This window comes from Atopobium minutum 10063974 (genome assembly GCF_000364325.1).
Classification (GTDB): domain Bacteria; phylum Actinomycetota; class Coriobacteriia; order Coriobacteriales; family Atopobiaceae; genus Atopobium; species Atopobium minutum.
This window is the reverse complement of record NZ_KB822533.1, coordinates 1,251,503-1,268,641: the sequence shown is the minus strand read 5'-3', so window position 1 is coordinate 1,268,641 and position 17,139 is coordinate 1,251,503. Positions and strand designations below refer to the sequence as shown.

15 protein-coding genes are annotated in these 17,139 nt (G+C 48.7%); 14 read left to right on the top strand and 1 reads right to left on the bottom strand.

What is annotated here, in order from left to right:
• Window position 1: 1 nt before the first annotated feature.
• Window positions 2-685, top strand: a complete 684-nt coding sequence (locus HMPREF1091_RS05890) for an N-acetylmannosamine-6-phosphate 2-epimerase (protein ID WP_002563891.1) — start codon at window positions 2-4, stop codon at window positions 683-685.
• Between the two features lie 98 nt (window positions 686-783).
• Here the strand turns inward: HMPREF1091_RS05890 and HMPREF1091_RS05885 are convergent, their stop codons facing one another.
• Entirely contained in the window at window positions 784-2,022 is a 1,239-nt protein-coding gene (locus HMPREF1091_RS05885) for a carboxylate--amine ligase (RefSeq protein WP_002563890.1), read from the bottom strand.
• Between the two features lie 208 nt (window positions 2,023-2,230).
• Here HMPREF1091_RS05885 and uvrC point away from each other — a divergent pair, with 208 nt between their 5' ends.
• The 13 genes from uvrC to HMPREF1091_RS05820 all read left to right on the top strand — a co-directional run bounded on the left by uvrC (window position 2,231) and on the right by HMPREF1091_RS05820 (window position 17,061).
• Window positions 2,231-4,201, top strand: a complete 1,971-nt coding sequence (gene uvrC, locus HMPREF1091_RS05880) for an excinuclease ABC subunit UvrC (RefSeq protein WP_002563889.1) — start codon at window positions 2,231-2,233, stop codon at window positions 4,199-4,201.
• A 65-nt stretch (window positions 4,202-4,266) separates the two neighbouring features.
• A complete protein-coding gene (gene rapZ, locus HMPREF1091_RS05875; RefSeq protein WP_002563888.1) occupies window positions 4,267-5,178 on the top strand; it encodes an RNase adapter RapZ in 912 nt (303 codons plus the stop codon).
• Between the two features lie 10 nt (window positions 5,179-5,188).
• Window positions 5,189-6,271, top strand: a complete 1,083-nt coding sequence (locus HMPREF1091_RS05870; RefSeq protein ID WP_002563887.1) for a gluconeogenesis factor YvcK family protein — start codon at window positions 5,189-5,191, stop codon at window positions 6,269-6,271.
• A 3-nt stretch (window positions 6,272-6,274) separates the two neighbouring features.
• Window positions 6,275-7,213, top strand: a complete 939-nt coding sequence (gene whiA / locus HMPREF1091_RS05865) for a DNA-binding protein WhiA (RefSeq protein WP_002563886.1) — start codon at window positions 6,275-6,277, stop codon at window positions 7,211-7,213.
• A gap of 181 nt (window positions 7,214-7,394) precedes the next feature.
• Entirely contained in the window at window positions 7,395-8,420 is a 1,026-nt protein-coding gene (gene gap / locus HMPREF1091_RS05860) for a type I glyceraldehyde-3-phosphate dehydrogenase (protein ID WP_002563885.1), read from the top strand.
• A gap of 93 nt (window positions 8,421-8,513) precedes the next feature.
• Entirely contained in the window at window positions 8,514-9,707 is a 1,194-nt protein-coding gene (locus tag HMPREF1091_RS05855; protein WP_002563884.1) for a phosphoglycerate kinase, read from the top strand.
• Window positions 9,700-10,464 (top strand): triose-phosphate isomerase, encoded by a 765-nt coding sequence (tpiA, locus tag HMPREF1091_RS05850; protein ID WP_002563883.1) that lies wholly within the window; start codon window positions 9,700-9,702, stop codon window positions 10,462-10,464. Before HMPREF1091_RS05855 ends, tpiA begins: the two co-directional genes overlap by 8 nt.
• A gap of 176 nt (window positions 10,465-10,640) precedes the next feature.
• Window positions 10,641-10,889, top strand: a complete 249-nt coding sequence (gene secG, locus HMPREF1091_RS05845) for a preprotein translocase subunit SecG (RefSeq protein WP_002563882.1) — start codon at window positions 10,641-10,643, stop codon at window positions 10,887-10,889.
• A gap of 242 nt (window positions 10,890-11,131) precedes the next feature.
• A complete protein-coding gene (locus HMPREF1091_RS05840) occupies window positions 11,132-12,766 on the top strand; it encodes an ABC transporter substrate-binding protein (RefSeq protein WP_002563881.1) in 1,635 nt (544 codons plus the stop codon).
• Window positions 12,767-12,939: 173 nt separating this feature from the next.
• Window positions 12,940-13,980: an ABC transporter permease gene (locus tag HMPREF1091_RS05835; protein WP_002563880.1), complete on the top strand. Its 1,041-nt coding sequence runs from the start codon at window positions 12,940-12,942 to the stop codon at window positions 13,978-13,980.
• 12 nt (window positions 13,981-13,992) lie between these two features.
• The gene (locus tag HMPREF1091_RS05830) at window positions 13,993-14,931 is read left to right on the top strand and encodes an ABC transporter permease (protein ID WP_002563879.1); all 939 of its coding nucleotides are present in this window, start codon (window positions 13,993-13,995) and stop codon (window positions 14,929-14,931) included.
• A 1-nt stretch (window position 14,932) separates the two neighbouring features.
• A complete protein-coding gene (locus HMPREF1091_RS05825) occupies window positions 14,933-16,021 on the top strand; it encodes an ABC transporter ATP-binding protein (RefSeq protein WP_002563878.1) in 1,089 nt (362 codons plus the stop codon).
• On the top strand, window positions 16,021-17,061 hold the full coding sequence (locus tag HMPREF1091_RS05820; RefSeq protein ID WP_002563877.1) for an ABC transporter ATP-binding protein: 1,041 nt from the start codon (window positions 16,021-16,023) through the stop codon (window positions 17,059-17,061). The genes HMPREF1091_RS05825 and HMPREF1091_RS05820 overlap by 1 nt, the downstream gene beginning before the upstream one ends.
• Window positions 17,062-17,139: the final 78 nt, after the last annotated feature.

The window sequence follows — 17,139 nt, the reverse complement described above, 5'->3', positions numbered from 1 at the left end:
TATGAATCCCATGTTAGAGGTACTTCGTGGCAAACTGATCGTAAGCGTCCAAGCATATCCCGGTGAGCCTTTGCGCAGGCCAGACATCATGGCTGCTATGTCTTTAGCTGTCGAGAAAGGCGGCGCTGCAGCAATCAGATGCCAGGGTTTGGCTGATATATCTGCCATTAAAGGTCAGGTAGAAGTTCCTGTGATTGGGCTTTGGAAAGAAGGTCATGAAGGCGTGTATATCACACCTACCCTGCGTCATGCGCTGGCGTGTGTGCATGCAGGCTGTGATATTGTTGCACTTGATGCCACTGATCGTCCTCGTCCTGATGGCCGAAGCTTTGAGCAAACCGTAGCTGCGCTTAAAAGCCAGTCCGACGTCCTTATCATGGCTGATTGCATGACGATAGAGGATATTCGTCGTGGTGTTGCCTGTGGCTGTGACCTTGTGTCTACCACGTTGTCTCACAACAAGGCTGCAATTGATACCACGATGGATGAAGGACCAGATATTGCCTTGCTTGCCCAAGCAACAAAAGAATTTCCTGACTTCCCCGTAGTATGTGAAGGTCACGTACATACCCCTGCAGATGCCAAGGCAGCTCTTGAGGCCGGTGCGTGGTCTGTGGTGGTAGGCACGGGCATTACCCATCCAACCTCTCTTACCAGCTGGTTTGTTGCAGCAATGCAAAGCTAACAGTACTGCAGGATCAACAACGCCGCAAAGCTAACCGCACTGCAGGATCAACAACACCGCAAAGCTAACGGCACTGTAAGGTCAACAGCAATGCAAAGCTAGAACGAGGTATCCGTAGCCCTGGGATAGTGCTTTGCAAATTTGCGGATTTGGTTGCTCTCGGTCAAAAAGACATCCAGCAGCCTTTTTATGCCCTTATCGGCAGGATTATGCTGAGGATTAACCACTCTATTTGTGGAGATCAAATGGTTAACCTCGTCCATAAGCTGGGGATCTTGGATGTATTTGCGCATGAGCGAGAGGGGTACCAGCGTGTATAAAGCGGGGCTGTTGGCAATGTGGACCTCTTCAGATGTCTGATCAATGGCCTCGTTAATTAAAACCTGCATGGGATTAACACCGCCCGCGCAATTATAGTAGGAGTTACGTCCAATGCGCGGATTGCAGTCAAGGAAGTATTCTGTACCGTCCAAGGGATCTCGCTTGATGTCAAAGTTAGCAAAGCCACGATACTGAATGCTTTGCAGCATATGCTCTACCTTTGTCCACTGTTCGGGTTTCTCGCGAATAACCATAGCAACAGGGTTACCCAGCATGGTGGGGGCATGGTCTTCTAGCAACACCTGCGCCGCTCCCAGCATGCGCGCCTTGCCATCTGCTCCCATGTATATTGTGATGGAGTCCATGTAGCTATCATCGCCCGCAATGAGATGCTGGACAAGGAAGTCTCCACTAAAGCCACTGGCGCGCAGCTTAGCCCAGAGTGCATCCAGTTCGGACTGCTGGTGCATGCAGTAGACCTTTTTAAATCCCTTGATAAGTGTGGTGTAATACCCAGCAGATTCTGCAGGCTTGGCAATAACAGGAAAGCTTAAAGCAGTGGGGGCGATGGGGTCGGTACCTGCAAGGTGAACCACTTCAGTTTGGGGGACCGCTAAGCCATGTGCCTCGCAGAGCTTTGCAAAGCTGGCTTTATCGCAAACGGCATTGAAAGCCTCTAAGGATGGAATAGGGCACACTACACCACAAGGCAGCTGGTCATGTACGCGTTCGAGCAGTTCAATGAGCTGATCTGTGTTTGCTACCAAGAGGATGGTTTTCTCGCCAGCAGTGGCACATATCTGAGTTATTGCTTCTAACAGCTGTTTGTCATCCAGCGCTTTGACGGCATGGGTGTCAAGTATTTTGGAGTGAGAGATTGCACCGATAAAACCCGTGTTGATAAGCATAGGCTTTGTGCCTAGAGCTTCGTGAAACTCGCGAGCCAAGGCATAGGCTCCAATGTCGCCACCAATAACAACGGGCAAGATATCGGTACGGTGCGTAGAAGCAACCATAAAATCTCCTTGTGATAAGCGCAAGCGCTGGCAGCAAGCATGCCAAGCACACCAAGCGTAGCAAGCATGCCAAGCTGTCGTATAAAAGGGACGCCTTGCGCATCTGAGCAGCAAATGTATGAATTATATCATGTGGGATTTGGTAAAAAGATGGATACGGGTGCTTTGGCAAGCGCGCGAGGTGCTCAAAGTTGGGTAGTATGAGGCTATGTCAGATTTTCATAACATATCGCAGACGTCTCACGATTTGGTGGACCATACGCTCATAGAGTTGGTAAATCAGGTGCCCACAGAACCTGGCTGCTATATGTGGAAGAATGCTGCGGGTAAGGTGCTCTACGTTGGCAAGGCAAAAAACTTGCGTGCTCGCATGCGTCAGTATGTACATGGTACGGATGAGCGCATCAAAATCCCCTTCCTCATGGAGGAGACTGCCAGTTTTGACTACGTGGTGGTTGGCTCTGAGCATGAGGCGTTAGTGCTGGAAATCAATCTTATCCAGCAGTATCATCCGCCGTATAACGTAGATCTGAGGGACGATAAAAGCTACCCCTACATTGCCCTTACCAAAGGTGATGTGTTTCCGGCGCTTAAATACACGCGCGAGAAGCATAAGCCTGGTACGCGTTACTTTGGTCCCTATACAGATGCAAAATCTGCGCGTGAAATGATAGACATTGTGCGCAAAGTCACTCCTTTTTGTGTGGGCAGCTGCGCCCAGTGGCGTCGCGTGATGCGTTTGATTCAAGCACATCCAGATGACAAGGACATCATCCAGCTTATCTGTGCGCAACAGGGACGTCCGTGTTTTGACTTTCATGTGGGTAAGGGTCCTGGCGTGTGTGCAGGAGAAATTACGCCAGAAGAGTATGCACAAAACACGCGTCTGGTAGAGGATTTTTTATCAGGACATCGTGGTGGTTTCATCGCCCAGCTCACGGAGCAGATGCAAGATGCTGCTGCAGAGCTGGATTTTGAAAAAGCTGGTCGTATCAAGCGTCGTCTAGACGTTATTAAGGGCTTGGATGATAAGCAGCGTGTGGTATTTCCCACACCCATAGACGCGGATTTTATCGGCTTTTGGCGTGAAGAGACCATCGCCGGTGTCTGTGTTTTTCTCGTCCGAGAAGGGCGCGTTATTCGCAGCTGTGAGTTTATTTTGGACAAGGGCAATGATGTGCCCGAACAAGAGCTTGTTTCCGGTTTTATAAAGCGCTACTACGAGCAGACGGCAGATATACCGCTGGAGGTAAACATCCCTGTTGAGCTGCTGGACACCACTGCCATAGAGCAGTGGCTGAGCGCCAAGCGCACCCGTAAGGTTGTGCTGCATGTTCCTCGGCGTGGCGAGAAGGCCCATCTTGCAGCGATGGCTTCCACAAATGCCCGTCATGCGCTTATGCGTTATGAGCTGCGCAGTGGTTATGACGATAAGCGCACCAACGATGCTCTTATACAGCTGGAAAGTGCCTTGGCACTGGACGGTCCACCCCTGCGTATTGAGTGCTTTGACATCTCAACCATTCATGGTAAGCATACGGTTGCTTCTATGGTGGTCTTTACTGCAGGTAAGCCAGATACGTCTCAGTATCGCCGATTTAAGATCAAAACGCCTCTTACCGAGGCAAATGATGTGCTGTCTATGGCAGAGGTTATGGATCGTCGCTATGGGCCACAGCGTATGGAAGACGAGCGCTTTGGCAAAAAACCCGATCTTCTCATCTTGGATGGTGGTAAGCCCCAGCTCAATGCTGCATACAAGCAGCTCACGGAGTTGGGTGTGGATATCCCCATGGCTGGCCTTGCCAAGTCTGATGAGGAATTATTTGTTTTGTGGGATGATGCACCCGTGGTGTTGCCCTCGGGTTCTGCATCCTTGTATCTGGTTAAGCAGCTACGTGATGAGGCTCACCGTTTTGCTATTACCTTCCATCGTGAGCTGCGCGGTAAGGCCATGACCATCTCTATCTTGGATGAGATTGAAGGCGTTGGGCCTACGCGTAAAGCCGCACTCAAAAAAGCATTTGGCAGCCTCAAAAAACTGCGAGCCGCCTCGCCAGAAGACATCGCTGCTGTTCCAGGCATTCCAAAAGCAGTAGCGCAAAACGTCTATGACACCTTACGTGCTTGGGATGCAGAGCTGGCGCAAACACGTACCCGTGCAGCGGGCACTGAGTAGCCTATACTGGACGGTATACGTACCCGCATATGAGGGCGTGGTTGGAGGACATAGTTGGAGGGCATATGGCTCATGTAAGTAAAACCGAAGTCCCCGATATCGTTGTTATTACCGGCATGAGCGGTGCAGGTCGCACGGAAGCCATGCATATTTTTGAAGATCTTGGCTATTACGTCATTGATAACCTGCCGCCTAAACTCATACGTACACTCGCCAAAATTGTAGGCATCAACAGCGGCGTTGGTCGTCACTTGGCCATAGTGTGTGATCTGCGCAGTCAAGGTCTATTTGATGAGCTTTTGGATGAGTTGGATAGCTTGGCAGATCATGAGATGAGCTACAGTCTCATGTTTTTAGACTCTTCTGACGAAGTCTTACGCCGGCGTTTTTCTGAGCGTCGCCGCAGACATCCCATTGCCAATGAGGGTGAGGATACCATACATGCTATTAGGCGCGAGCGAGAACAGCTGGCGCAGGTGCGCAATCGTGCAGATATGGTGCTAGATACTTCTAAGATGCGTACGTCTACTTTGCGTAATAGGATTCGTGCTCGTTATTCTGAGCTTACGGATACCCAACTGATGGAAGTGCATGTTTTCTCGTTTGGCTTTAAATACGGCATGCCAATAGAGGCAGACATCCTTATTGATGTGCGCTTTTTGCCCAATCCTTACTATGATCCAATCATGCGTACGCTTACCGGTCAGGACAAAATGGTGTCCGACTTTGTACTGGAGCGCCCAGAGACAAAGAAGTTTTTAGCAGCGTGGGAAAACTTGTTAGATTCGGTTATGCCTGGATATGTGTCGGAGGGCAAACCCCAGCTTTCTATTGCGGTGGGCTGCACGGGTGGCCAGCATCGCTCCGTTACCTTGGCAACGCAGACCGCTCAATACCTCAAGGAGCATGGCTACCAGGTAAATCTTTCACATCGTGATTTATCGCGTGCTCAAACTAGCGAAAAACCACTACGATGAGTGCATGACAATGAACACTGTATCTTCTATACATCCGGTGCGGGTCCCCCGCGTTGTAAGTTTAGGCGGAGGTAGTGGTCAAACCCAAGTTATCCGTGCACTCAGACGCTTAAACTGTGAGCTTACTGCTGTTGTGGCTATGGCAGATGATGGCGGTTCCACGGGCTTGCTTCGTCAGCAAATGGGGTCCGTTCCTCCTGGGGACGTGCGCAATTGCTTGGTTGCTCTGGCACAAGATCCTACCGGTGCTGTAGCACGCACCTTTCAAAAACGCTTGCCCTTTGCCTCCAACCATGCGCTTGGCAATTTGTTTTTAACAAGTTTGGCGGATGAGGCAGGCTCCTTTATGGAGGCCATTGAGGTTTGTGAGCGCATCCTTGCGTGTGTGGGTAGGGTAGTGCCTTCTACCTTGGATAAAGTGGTGCTTCGTGGTAAGACACTCGACGGACGCATTATTTGCGGAGAAGATCTTATCGGCCATGGACCCTGTACCCTGGGACGCGTGTGGCTAGAACCGGCAGCTCCGATGGCGTGTTTTGAGGCGATTAAAGCTATTAAGCAGGCTGATCTTGTGGTGTTGGGACCAGGGTCTTTGTTTACATCTATTATTCCAAACCTATTAGTACCGGGTATTTTGGAGGCTCTGCGCACCACAACTGCATTTAAGCTGTTTGTTTGTCCTAAGGCAGATGAGCAGTATGAATCCTGGGGTCTTGCTGCGGATGAATACGTACAAGCGCTGGCTTCTCATGGGCTGGCCGGTTGTATAGATGCGGTACTTTTGCATAAAACCAAGGAGCGCGTTGGTGCGGCTACCGTTAGTTTTAGGGCCCTGACACAGGAACAAATCACAGCTCACGCAGTGGGCTTATCGGCACAGCACTTACAGGAGGATAGCGCATATAGAGTGGCTTCTTCCATGGATTACAAGCCCGTTTGTGTTGATGCAGCCATTGTAGAACGAATAGAAGCACAGGTGCCTACGGTTGTTGTGCGTGATTTTGATATGCCCGGCATGCCTTGCGTGCATGATCCAGATAAACTGGCGGATGCTCTTTGTGGTGTGTGCCCCATCCCCCTAGAAAAAAGGTGACACGTGTCATTTACTGCCGAAGTTAAAGATGAGCTTTCTCGCGTAAAGCGCAAATCCACTGCAGCCGATATGGCTGAGCTTGCGGCGCTTATTCGCATTTGCGGTACCCTGTCCTTTAGGGGACCGGGTCGGTATTCCATTCGTGTTTCTACCGAGACGGGCGCGGTGGCGCGCATGGTTTTGGGGCTTACGCACGACGTGTTTAACCTCAAGACCAAGCTTACGTTTCGTCAGTCTATCTTGCATAAGACCCGTAACTACCTTATAGAGATCCCCGAGCAAAACAATTTACAGGATGCACTGGTTAAGATGGGGATTCTTACGCCGACAGGCAGTCTTGCGCAAGGCATTAACCAGGAGCTGTTGGTCAATACCACCTGCTGCGATGCCTTTATCCGAGGCACATTTTTAGCAGGTGGCTTTATTGCAGATCCTCGTGGGGATTTTCATCTAGAAATTGCTGTTATGGGTGATCAGTTTGCAAATCAGCTGGTAGAACTGGTAAATAAGAGGGGAGTACACGCCAGACTTAACCATCGTCGCGGTGCCTATGCCCTGTACCTTAAGAGTTACGATGACATCGTGGCCCTGTTGCTTATGTTGGGCGCACGGCGTATGAGTCGTACCCTTATTAAGGTGCGGCAAATGAAATCCCTCAAAAATGATGTGAACCGTCGGGTTAATGCAGAAATTGCTAACCAAGCGCGCTCAACTGATGCCGCAGCGGCTCAGTTAGCCCTTATCGACTCCATTGATAAAAAGTGCGGTATTCAAAATCTGCCAGCCTCACTTCGCCTGTTTTGTGAGCTGCGTCGTGATTTCCCCGAGCTTTCTTTGCGCGATTTGGGGCAGCAGTGCACACCACCCTTGTCTAAGTCTGCGCTGTATCATCGCTTGCTGCGTCTGCAGGAGCTTGAGCGACAGCTTACGACAAAACAATAGGCTGTGTTAGTAAATTTGACCATAATATGCTAGTCAAGTTGCAGGTAGATAGCATATTTTTGCATAAATTTATGCGTTGTGGAGAAAGCGCTCGCCCAATAAGGGTACTATTAAGACAGTCCATTGTTGAGACCGGTCGGCCGCAAATGGAGCGTGCTGAGGTCCCTCGAAAGGAGAAAGCATGGCAGTTAAGGTTGCTATTAACGGTTTTGGCCGTATTGGTCGTTTGGCATTTCGTCAGATGTTTGGTCACGAGGGTTCTGAGATTGTTGCAATCAATGACCTCACATCCCCTGAGATGCTCGCATATCTTCTTAAGTATGACTCTACTCAGGGCAATTACTCCCGCGATCACAAGATTGAGGCAACCGAGAATTCCATCATTGTAGATGGTAAGGAAATCACCATTTACAAGGAGGCTGACGCTAACAACCTGCCTTGGGGTGAGCTCGGCGTAGACGTAGTTCTTGAGTGCACCGGATTTTACACCTCTAAGGACAAGGCACAGGCTCACATCAATGCTGGTGCCAAGAAGGTCGTTATCTCTGCTCCTGCAGGCAATGATCTTCCCACCGTTGTATTTAACGTTAACCATGAGCAGCTTACTGCAGATGACAACATCATCTCTGCAGCTTCCTGCACTACCAACTGCCTTGCTCCTATGGCAAAGGGTCTCAATGACTTTGCACCTATCGTATCTGGTATTATGACCACCATTCATGCTTACACTGGTGATCAGATGACCCTTGATGGTCCTCAGCGTAAGGGCAACTTCCGTCGCTCTCGTGCTGCAGCAGAAAACATTGTTCCTAATTCTACGGGTGCTGCTAAGGCTATTGGTCTGGTACTTCCTGAGCTTAACGGCAAGCTTATCGGTGCTGCTCAGCGCGTTCCTACGCCCACTGGCTCCCTTACCAACCTCTACGCAGTAGTAGACAAAAAGGTTACTGTAGATGAGGTCAATGCAGCTATGAAGGCATATGCCCAGACCATTCCTGAGACCTTCGGCTACACCGAGGATGACATCGTATCTCGTGACATCATTGGTGAGACCCACGGTTCTATCTTTGATGCTACTCAGACCATGGCTCAGGACCTTGGTAATGGTCAGAGCCTTGTACAGGTTACTTCTTGGTATGACAATGAGAATTCTTACACCTCTCAGATGGTCCGCACCATTAAGTACTTTGAGAAGTTTGTTGCTTAAGTGCACCGGTTTTCTCGCTACTAGGTAATTCAGTTGGACGCGGTTGCAGCTTTTTAGCCGCGACCGCGTTTTTCTTTCCCATAAGGAGGAACTATGGCCTTTACAAAAAAGACCGTCCGCGATATTGATGTGGATGGTAAGCGCGTTTTGATGCGTGTGGACTTCAACGTGCCTTTGAAGGATGGCGTTGTGACCGATGACACGCGTGTTCGTGCAGCCATCCCTACCATTAGCTACCTCAAAGAGCATGGTGCTGGTATTGTTTTGATGAGCCATCTTGGTCGTCCCGCAGGCACTGGCTTTGAGCCCGAGCTTTCTCTCAAGCCTGCTGCCGATAAACTCGCTGAGCTCACCGGCTATGAAGTAACGTTTTGTGATGATACCTATGGCGATAAGGCCGCCGCTGCTGTAGCTGCAGTCAAGCCTGGTGATATTCTGGTTTTGGAAAATGTTCGCTTCCTTAAGGCAGAGAAGAAGAATGATCCTGAGGTTGCTAAGAAGCTTGCTTCTTATGGTGACGTCTTTGTACTTGATGCGTTTGGCACTGCTCACCGTGCTCAGGGTTCCGTAGTTGGACCGGCTCAATATATCCCTGCTGTTGCAGGCCTTTTGTTGGAGAAGGAAGTAGACACACTGACGTCTATTTTTGCTGAGCCCGAGCGTCCCTTTGTTGCTATTGTCGGCGGCTCTAAGGTTTCCAGCAAAATTGGCGTTCTTGACCATCTGATCGATTCTGCTGATACCTTGATTATTGGTGGCGGCATGGCCTACACCTTCTTCTTGGCTATGGGATATAAGACCGTTGGTACGTCTTTGAAAGAACCCGACTGGATTGAGCCTGCTGCCAAGATGCTTGCTAAGGCGCAGGAAAAGGGTTGCAAGATTTTGCTTCCTATCGACAACGTAGTGACCGACCACTTTGGTGAGGATGCTGTTGGCGAGGTAGTTGCTTCTGACGCCATCCCTGAGGATCGTATGGGTATGGACATTGGTCCTAAGACCATTGCACTGTATACCGATGCCGTTAAGGGTGCAAAGACCGTATTTTGGAATGGTCCTATGGGCGTATTTGAGTTTGACCAATTTGCCGGTGGTACCGAGGCAGTTGCACGTGCTATTGCAGACTCTGATTGCACCTCCATTATTGGTGGCGGTGATTCTGTAGCTGCTATTAATAAATTTAACCTTGCAGATAAGATGAGCTGGATCTCCACCGGTGGTGGCGCATCCATGGAGCTCGTAGAGGGCAAGGCTCTTCCTGGAGTGGAGGCGCTGCTTGATGCGTAAACGTATGATTGCAGGCAACTGGAAAATGAATAAGACCTATACCGAGGCCGTTGTTCTTGCTTCTGAACTTTCCGAAGAACTAAAGGATGGCACGGGCGAGGTAGACGTTGTTGTGTGTCCTCCAACCGTAGACCTTAAGGGTGTTTCAACAGTTATTAACCAGCAAAGTGCTCATTTTGGCCTCGGCGCGCAAAACGTGTATTGGGAAGAATCTGGAGCCTATACCGGTGAGACCGCTCCCACCATGCTTACAACTATTGGCGCACAGTACTGCATCATTGGTCACTCCGAGCGTCGCGAGTACTTTGGCGAGACTGATGAAGATGTCAATAAGAAGGCTCAGGCTTTGATGGAGCATGATATTGTTCCCATCAGTTGTTGTGGCGAGTCTCTTGAGGTCCGTGAGGCTGGCAAGCAGGTAGAGTTTGTCGTTGATCAAATCAAGAAGGATACCAAGGGTCTTACCATTACTGATCCTTCCAAGTATGTTATTGCATACGAGCCTATCTGGGCCATTGGTACGGGCAAGACTGCCACTGCAGATGACGCACAGGAAGTATGCGGTGCTATTCGTGCAGCTCTTGTCGATATTTTTGGTCAAACAATTGCAGATGGTATCCGCATTTTGTATGGTGGCTCCGCAAAGCCTGAAAACGTTGCCGGGTTCTTGGAGAAGGATGACGTAGACGGCGCTTTGGTTGGTGGCGCTTCTCTCAAGGCAGATTCCTTTGCCTCGATGGTTAAGGCAGTTATGTAAGAGAGCTTTGCAAAGGTACTGTCCTGTAAAAATAACAGGTAGAGTGCTTGTGAAAGAGTGGTCTTTCCACAGTTCCTGTGCTATGCTACTCACTTGTTGAGCAAAACTTTATAAAGTCGGTGCCGCTCACGCAGTGCCGGCTTTTTAATGAAATTGGTATTTGAGGAGAACAAGTCGTGAGTCCATTAAACATTGTGTTGCTGGTAATTTGGGCAATTTCCGCTCTTGCAGTAGTTATTCTGGTGCTCATGCACTCTGGTAAAGGAACGGGCGTTTCTGACATGATCGCAAGTTCTTTGTATAACTCTTCTGCTGCTTCCGGTGTGTGGGAGAAAAACCTGGATCGTTTAACGGTTATTGCTTCGATTGTGTTTGTAGCAACCATCCTTATTTTTGTAATCACGTTCCCTCACGGCACGTTTTAAGGTTTTTTATTTCCGATAAAACCTCTACCTTCATAGGTTCATGCTAGTCATATGAGCTATCTCTATGATCTTTGTAGCCCCCTAAACCGCTCTCGAAAGAGGGCGGTTTGTTACTATTTTGCTACAGGAGACTCCAAATACTTCATAAATAGCCGGATATTCCGTATAGTGTAAAAGCACCCACTATATGTTTCTGAGGGCAAACCGGTTGCCCCGCTTATACTGGGCTATAAGGAGGACACATGGCTGACAACCTCATGATTGGGCGTCGTACCTTTGTTAAGGGCGGCCTTGCAGCTAGTGCTCTTGCAGCACTCGCAGCATGCAAGAATAACTCGAACAGTGGTGGTGCATCCGGCAAGACTGGTGGAACCATGAAGTTCTACATTAACGAGCCTGTTGCGATTGACCCTTATAATGTCCAAGAGACTGAGGGTACCCATGTCGAGCACAATTTGTTTGATTCCCTTACTTATTTTGATTGGAAGAAAAAAGAGCTGGTACCTAAGGCCGCAGAGTCTTGGGAAGCCAATGATGACGCTACCGAGTTTACCTTCCACTTGGTAAAGGGTGCCAAGTTCCACAATGGAGACAAGGTGGATGCGCAATCCTTTAAGCGTGGTTGGGAGCGTATCTGCAACACCAAGATGAAGACTCCTTCTGAGATTGCCTATCACCTTGATCCTGTTGTTGGTGCAGCAGAGATGAAGGCTGGTACTGCAACTGAGCTTTCTGGCGTAACGTGCCCCGATGAGAACACTCTGGTTGTTAAGCTTGTTTCTTCTACGGCAGACTTCCCCTATATCGTATCTCACCCAGGTCTGGCACCTGTTCCTCAGGCAGCCCTAGATGATCCTGATGCCTTCTTGCTGGCACCTATTGGTAATGGTCCTTTAATGATGGACGGTAAGTGGGAGTCCGGCCAGTACATCAATCTTAAGCGTTTTGATGATTACTATGGCGAGAAGGCCAAGCTTGATGGCGTTAATTTCTCTATCCAAAAGGATCTTAATACCGCATTTAATGAGTTTACTGCTGGTAATATGGACTTCTGCCAGATTCCTTCCGGTCGTGTCAAGGATGTAGAGAGTCAGTATGGTAAGTCTGACGATGGCTATACCGTAACTCCTGGTAAGCAGGCACTTACAGGCACCAATGCTTCTCTGTATTATTTGGTCATGAACCTTGAAGACAAGACCATGGCGGATATAAATGTACGTCGTGCTATTTCTTTGGCAATTAACCGTCAAAACATTATCGATACCTTGTATGAGGGTACTCGTACTCCTGCAGACAGCCTGTTCCCCGCTCTGATTGACGAGAGTGATGAGAATAAGTGGGCCTATTCCAAGTATGATCCTGATGCTGCTAAGAAGATTGTGGATGATAATAACCTTGCTGGCACCGAGATTAAGCTCTCTTATAATACGGGCGCCGGTCATGAGGATCTCATGACTATTGTCCAGAGTGATCTTGAGAAGGTCGGCTTTAAGGTAGTTCAGGATGGTATGGAGTGGGCAACATACTTGAGCTCTTTGTCCAGCGGTAATATTCAGTTTGGTCGTCTTGGTTGGAATGCTGACTATCCAACCATGGATAACTTCATCTATCCTAACTTCTACTCTACGGCAGAGAATAACTACTCCAAGTTCAATGATCCAGAGATTGATGCTGCCATTCTTGCTGCTCGTCAAGAGACTGATGAGGAAAAGCGTCGTCAAGCCTATCGTGAGATCAATAAGAAGATTGGTGAATCTGTTCCCATTGTTCCTATTATGTTCTATTCTCACATGCACGTTGGTTCTTCTAAGCTTGCGAACTTCTACTTTGATCCTACTAATAAGGGTGACTTCGCTAACGCGGAGATGCAGGCCTAGTATTTAGACTGCTTTTATTGTGTAAGGCAGGGTACCATAGAGCAGGTATCCTGCCTCCTTTCTAATGTATGATGTTTTGTCATAGATATGTCTATAATTTTGCATAGATAAGCATCTATACTTATTGGTCTGTGTTCGTAAGTGTCCCAATAATGAAAAAAAGGATTCTAAGTATGGGGAAGTACATTCTTAAGCGAATTCTCCAATTCATACCAGTATTTCTTGGTGTGACGCTTATTTTATTTGCGATGGAGAATATCGTCCCCGGTGATCCCATCAAGCTTATGGCTGGAGAAAAAAAGCTTGATCCTGTCACCGAATTAAACTTACGCGTTTCATATGGGTTGGTAGAAACTGATGCAAATGGTCAGGCCCTTAAAGACGAGGCTGGCAATGCAATTCCTACGCCTATGTGGAAGCGTTATGTAACGTACTTAAATAATTTGCTCCACGGTGATTTGGGTACCTCTTATCAGCGCAGTGGTCAGAGTGTGGCAAATATTTTGCTTGCTAAATATCCCTATACCATCCGTTTATCTATTGTGGCCATCTTGTTAGAGGCAGCAATTGGTATTGGTGCCGGTATGATTTCCGCAATTAAACGATATTCATTTTGGGATATTTTAGTGACCTTGGTCACTTCCATTTTGGTTGCTATGCCAGCATTCTGGTTTGGTATGTTATTGCAGCTTACCTTTGGTGTTGCGCTCAAGAACCTGACCGGTGGAGCAGTATATCTGCCCATCTCTGGTACAGGTGGCCCTGGTGCTGATTTCCAGGGTTGGGTCTACTATATTCTTCCCGCACTTACCTTGGCAGCAGTATCTACGGCTTATACCGCACGTATCATGCGCTCTCAGCTTCTTGAGGTTATGAATCAGGATTATATTCGTACGGCACGTGCTAAAGGTCTTTCTCGGCGTAATGTCATTTGGCACCATGCGCTTAAGAATGCGCTTATTCCTGTTATTACCTATATTGGTATGGATTTTGGTGGCATGATGGCTGGCGCTATTCTTACCGAGACCGTTTTTAACTGGCCTGGTGTTGGTTTTGAAACCTATCGCGCCATTACGCAGCGTGACTGGCCCATTGTTTTGGGTTCGGTAACGATCATTGTTGTGTTAGTAATGGTTATTAACTTGCTGGTAGATGTGAGCTACGCCTTCCTTGATCCTCGCATTAGGTATGGCGCACCTAAGGACCAAGGGTAGGAGGTGTTTTAGATGGCAGAAGAAAAAAATCAAACCACTACAGCAACTACTGATACGGCATCTACTGCGTCCGCTGCAGCACCTACTCGTACGCTTTGGGGTGATGCTTGGAAGCGTCTTCGTAGGAATAAGCTGGCAATGGGTGGTCTTATCTGGATTATCCTCATGGTTGTTATCACCCTGAGTGCAGACTTATGGGTTCCTCAGGTATTGGGTAGTCCAACACAATCTGACTCTTCTAACATGGCTGCAGTTTCTAGGCTTGCGCCTTCTTTAGAGCATCCGTTTGGTACGGATACCTTGGGTCGTGATGTATTAAGCCGCGTTATTTATGGTGCTCGTATTTCACTTTCCGTTGGACTATTGGCAACCGCTATTTCAACCATCATCGGTTTGTTTATGGGTGCCATGGCTGCATACTATGGCGGTATTTGGGACACGATTATCATGCGTCTTGCGGACGTGTTTCTCGCCTTCCCTTATATTTTGTTTGTTATTACCTTGCTTGCGGTTATTGGACCGGGTATTCAAAACGTCTTTGTTGCAATTGGTGTTTTGGGTTGGCCGTCCATTGCTCGTGTATTCCGCTCGGCAATTCTCACGGTTAAAGAAAACGACTACGTAGACGCAGCTCGTGCTATGGGAGCTTCTGATTTTCGTATTGTTGCACGCCACATTTTCCCTAATTCGGTAGCAACCATTGTTGTGTATGCAACCATGAATATCGGTGGCGCCATCCTTACCGAAGCCGCGCTGTCCTTCTTGGGCATGGGTGTTGTTCCACCAGATCCTTCCTGGGGCATTATGATTCAGGATGGTCAGGTTTATTTGGCAACGCAGCCTTGGCTTATGATTATGCCTGGTATTGCAATTCTTACCACCGTGCTGTCCTTCACCTTGCTTGGTGATGGTCTGCGTGATGCACTTGATGTCAAGATGAAGGATGCATAAGATGGCAAAAAGAAATGATAACTGGGTTGATCTTAAAACGCAGCCGGTACCCGAAGGACATCACCTTCTTGAGGTAGATGACCTAAAGATGTACTTTCATACCCAAGATGGCGTTGTAAAGGCTGTTAATGGGGTGAGTTACACGCTTGATCGTGGAGAGACCCTGGGTGTAGTAGGAGAGTCTGGTTCTGGTAAGTCGGTTACCAGTCTTACCATCATGGGTCTCATCGATATGCCCCCGGGAAAGATTGAAGGGGGAGACGTTCGCTATCGTGGTAAGTCCTTGCTTAAGATGTCTGAGCACGAAATGGAGCATATTCGTGGCAACGACATTGCAATGATTTTCCAGGATCCTATGACCTCGCTTAATCCGGTGTATACGATTGGTCGCCAGCTGGGTGAGGGTCTTCGCTTGCATCGTGGATACACAAAGCAGCAGGCCAATGAGCGTGCTATTGAGCTTTTGGAGCTTGTTGGTATTCCTAATGCTCGTGAGCGTATTAAGAGCTATCCCCACGAGTTTTCTGGTGGCATGCGTCAGCGTGTTATGATCGCCATGGCGCTGGCATGTGACCCTGATATTTTGATTGCGGACGAGCCTACCACGGCATTGGACGTAACCATTCAGGCTCAGATTGTTGAGCTCATGAAGCGTATGCAGGAAGAAAACGGCAATGCCATCATCATGATTACGCATGATTTGGGCGTTGTAGCAGATGTGGCTGATAAGATCATGGTCATGTATGCCGGCTCTCCGGTAGAGTTTGGTACGGCGGATGAGATTTTCTACGAGGCAATGCATCCCTATACCTGGGGTCTTGTTCGTTCCATTCCCAAGCCTGCAATTGACGAGAAGAGCGAGCTTACGCCTATTAGTGGCAATCCTCCTTCATTGGTTCATGTGCCAGAAGGTTGTGCCTTCTCACCACGTTGTCCGTATGCAACGGATGTGTGCCGTACAACAAAGCCTGAGCTGCATGTAACTAAGACTGGGCACTATTCTCGTTGTCATTTTGCTGGTGACGCTGCGTTTGTTGCCAAGAATGCGCCCGAGACTTCTCGGAGCGTCAAGACAGGAGGGGAGAAGTAATGGCCCTTGTAGATAAACACGTTGGCGAGCCTCTCCTGCATGTAGAGCACCTCACCAAGGAGTTCCCTGTAGAGTCCGGTGTGCTTGCAAGCCGTATGAACAAAAAACGCGTCCATGCGGTCAATGACGTTTCTTTTGATATCTGGCCTGGCGAGACCTTCGGTCTTGTCGGCGAGTCTGGCTGCGGTAAGTCAACCACCGGTCGTTGCATCATGCGCTTGATCCAGCCTACCAGCGGTAAAGTTGTGTTTGATGGCAAGGATGTAAGTAAGCTTAACAAGGCTGGTCTTAAGGAAATGCGCCGCAATATGCAGTTCATTTTCCAGGATCCGTATGCATCGCTCAACCCTCGTATGACCATTGGCGAGCTTATTTCTGAGCCTTTGCTTATTCATGGGACTATGCCATCGCGAGAAGAGCGTATTGATTACGTCCGTAGCCTGCTTGATGTGGTAGGTCTTAACCCCGAGCACATCAATCGCTACCCTCATGAGTTCTCTGGTGGTCAGCGCCAGCGCATTGGTATTGCTCGTGCGTTTGCCCTTAAGCCTAAGCTTATTATCTGCGATGAGCCTGTTTCCGCGTTGGACGTTTCCATCCAGGCACAGGTGCTCAATCTGCTTACGGACTTGCAAAAGGAATACGGTACGGCGTATCTGTTTATTGCCCACGACCTTTCGGTTGTTCAGCATATTTCCGATCGCGTTGCTGTTATGTATCTGGGCAATATGATGGAGACTGCGGATTGGCAAACCCTCTATGATGCCCCCCAGCATCCCTATACACAGTCGCTGTTGTCGGCAGTGCCCATTCCTGACCCCGATATTCAACGCACACGCGAGCGCATTATTTTGCGTGGCGATGTACCTTCTCCTATTGAGCCACCTTTGGGTTGTCGCTTCCATACGCGTTGCCCCATTGCTCAGGATGCCTGTTCTCAAGAGCCCATGCCTGAGTTTTCTGAGGTGGGCGAGAAGCACTTTTGTGCCTGCCACTTTGCATCCGTTAATCCCATTAAGGATGCGTCGATTGAGCTGTAAATCAATTGAATTGTAGAGGGTCTCTGCACTCTCGTCCTCAAGATTCTTACAGCTGTACGTAAGCGAGGTAGTTTTGCT